Origin of the sequence: Streptomyces sp. sk2.1 (assembly GCF_008120935.1) — a bacterium.
In the GTDB taxonomy this organism is placed as follows: Bacteria; Actinomycetota; Actinomycetes; order Streptomycetales; family Streptomycetaceae; genus Streptomyces.
The window spans coordinates 1-2,516 of record NZ_RDBO01000209.1; the positions used below are offsets into that span (position 1 = coordinate 1).

3 pseudogenes are annotated in these 2,516 nt (G+C 69.6%); 2 read left to right on the plus strand and 1 reads right to left on the minus strand.

The window, feature by feature from the left end:
* A pseudogene (locus EAO76_RS47135) lies at positions 1-191 on the plus strand (M23 family peptidase); the annotation flags it as partial.
* On the opposite strand, the pseudogene EAO76_RS42590 reads toward EAO76_RS47135, so the two are convergent.
* Positions 141-884: pseudogene (locus EAO76_RS42590) on the minus strand (D-Ala-D-Ala carboxypeptidase family metallohydrolase); the annotation flags it as partial. The pseudogenes EAO76_RS47135 and EAO76_RS42590 sit on opposite strands and share 51 nt — an antisense overlap.
* Positions 885-1,600: 716 nt before the next feature.
* Here EAO76_RS42590 and EAO76_RS42595 point away from each other — a divergent pair.
* A pseudogene (locus EAO76_RS42595) lies at positions 1,601-2,516 on the plus strand (acyl-CoA oxidase); the annotation flags it as partial.

The following is a 2,516-nucleotide window of genomic DNA, read 5'->3' on the forward strand; positions in this document are numbered from 1 at the left end:
GGGTCACCGTGAAGATGCCGTCCGCGGTCGCCGACCGCCTCGGCACCGACCGTCGGGCACTGGTGGACGCCGTCTCCGCCGACGTCCTCTCCCGGTCCCACGACGCCAAGGGCCTCGCCCCGAAGGCCGCCGTCGACAAGCTCGCCGACGAGGGCCGCAAGGTGGTCGTCGTGGTCCGGGTAGCCGGGGCCCAGGATCTGGGTGAAGCCGTGTTCGCGGGCCTCGAAGGCCAGGGCGCAGAAGCCCTGGGAGCCGGCGCTCATGTCGGCGGCGAGGCCGTACATGTGGAGGCTGTCGGGGGAACCGCCGACGGCGTCGTTGCAGGCGTGGTCGCGGAAGCCGTCGTTGATGCCGATGGGCCGGTCGCCCATCGCGTGCCGCAGGGCCTGGAGCTTCCACATGGTGACCAGGACGTTGGCCTGGACGGTGGCGGCATCGACCTGGCCGCCCGACCAGTCGGTGCCGCACTGGTTGAGTTCCGACCAGTCGAAGTTGGCCGGGGAGCAGTCGCCCTTCTGGAGTTCGTAGATCTTGCCGAAGGTGAGCGGGCCCGCGATGCCGTCGGCCTCCAGGCCGTACGCCGCCTGGAAGCGCTCCACCGCGGCCCTCGTGGCCGGGCCGAACTCGCCGTCGATGGCCAGTTCTCCGCCGAATCCGGGGTAGCCGGCGACCCGGATCTGGAGCTGTCGTACGTCCTCGCCGGACGCCCCCTCGCTGAGGGACCTGCCCCAGGTGAAGCAGGCGTTGGCGGGTGCGAAGCCGGCGGAGGCCGAGGCGGGCGCGGGGGTGGACGCGGGGCTCGCGGACGCGGACGCGGGGGCGGTGAGCAGCAGGCTGACGCCGGCCAGTGCGGACGCGAGCAACAGGGATGAACGTGATGTCATGTGGGGGCCTCTGTTCGGGCGGCGACATTGTCAGGGGCGCAGCCTCGCGAGTCGACCAAACTATTGTCAATGTCCAGTCAAGAAATGGTGTGGCCGGAAGCTGTCAGGCGGTTTCGGGGCCGTGGTCGCGCAGGCTCCGTACGGGCCATTCCGCCACCGTGACGACCGCGGTCCCGGGCTCTTCCGAACAGCCGTGCACCGTTCGCCGCCCGTCCGGTTCGGGCCGTTCCCGGGTTCCGGAAGACCGGTCGACCGGTACGGGCCCCTCGCCTCCGTTTCCCGCCGAACCGGGGTGGCACCCGGGCGGTGACACCTGATCCAAAAGATCGTCCGAAGCAGGATTAGGAGCACGCGAAAGTGAGCACGTACCGTGATCGAAGCACTCTCAATCGTGTTGATCATCACTCCGGACCGGTCAATCCCATGGACTACCGTTCCCAACCATGATCATCTCTTGCCCCCCTTCCGGCCGGGCCATCACGACGACGACAGCGCTCACCCGGGCGCTGTTCGGCGAACAGCTGGATCGGCATCACGAGCCATGGCGCAAACTGTTCGGCACGGAGCCGTTCCGCTTCCGGGAAGGACTGTCGCCCGAGGAGCGTTCCGCTCTGTCGTACGAGCGGCTGGGGTTAGTCAACGCCGCCCTCGACGATCCCGTCGACTTCGCCGGTGACGTGCAGCGGCTGACGGCGCTTCATGAATGGGTGGGCCCCGTGGATCCGGGGCTGGGGACGGTGGCGAGCATCCACTACAACCTGTTCCTCGGAAGCTTCTTCGACCACGCCTCCGGGCAACCGGACCACGACCTGAGGGAGTTCGCCGAGCTGCGGCGGACGGGGACGTTCCTGTGCACGGAGGCCGGACACGGCAACAGCGCCTCACAGCTGGAGACCACCGCCACGTACGACCACGCCGCCGGTGGGTTCGTGCTGCACACTCCCCACGCCGACGCACGGAAGTTCATGCCCAACACCAGCTCCACGGGCGGCGCCAAGTCCGCCGTGGTCGCCGCCCGGCTGATCGTCGACGGCAGGGACCGGGGCGTCTTCCTGTTCCTGACCCCGCTCAGCGACGAGAACGGGCTCGCGCTGCCCGGTGTGGAGATACGCAGACTGCCGCAGACGGCCACGGCACCGGTCGACCACTGCATCACCTCGTTCGACCACGTGCGGCTGCCGCGCGAGGCGCTCCTGGAGTCGGAGTACGGGCGCCTCACTCCGGAGGGCGACTTCGTCAGCTCGATCGGCAGCCCCCGCAGGCGCTTCCTGAAGTCCATCGGCCGCGTGACGGTCGGCAAGCTGTGCATGAGCGGCTACAGCCTCGGGGTCACCCGTCACGCGGTCGCCGTGGCGGTCCGGCACGCCTTCAACCGGCGGACGGCCGGGGTGACGGCCGGTGGCAGCGTTCCGCTGTTCGCCCACCGGAGTCATCACACCCCGCTCCTCGAATCCGTCGCCACCACCTACGCGGCGACGCTGCTGCACCGGGTCGCGGTCCGGCGCTGGGTCGATGCGGCGGAACACGGACAGGAGTCGGAGCGGGAGGACAGCGAGCGGTTCACGGCGATCGCGAAGGGCTGGATCACCTGGCAGGCGCGAGGGGTCATGACCGAGTGCCGGGAACGCTGCG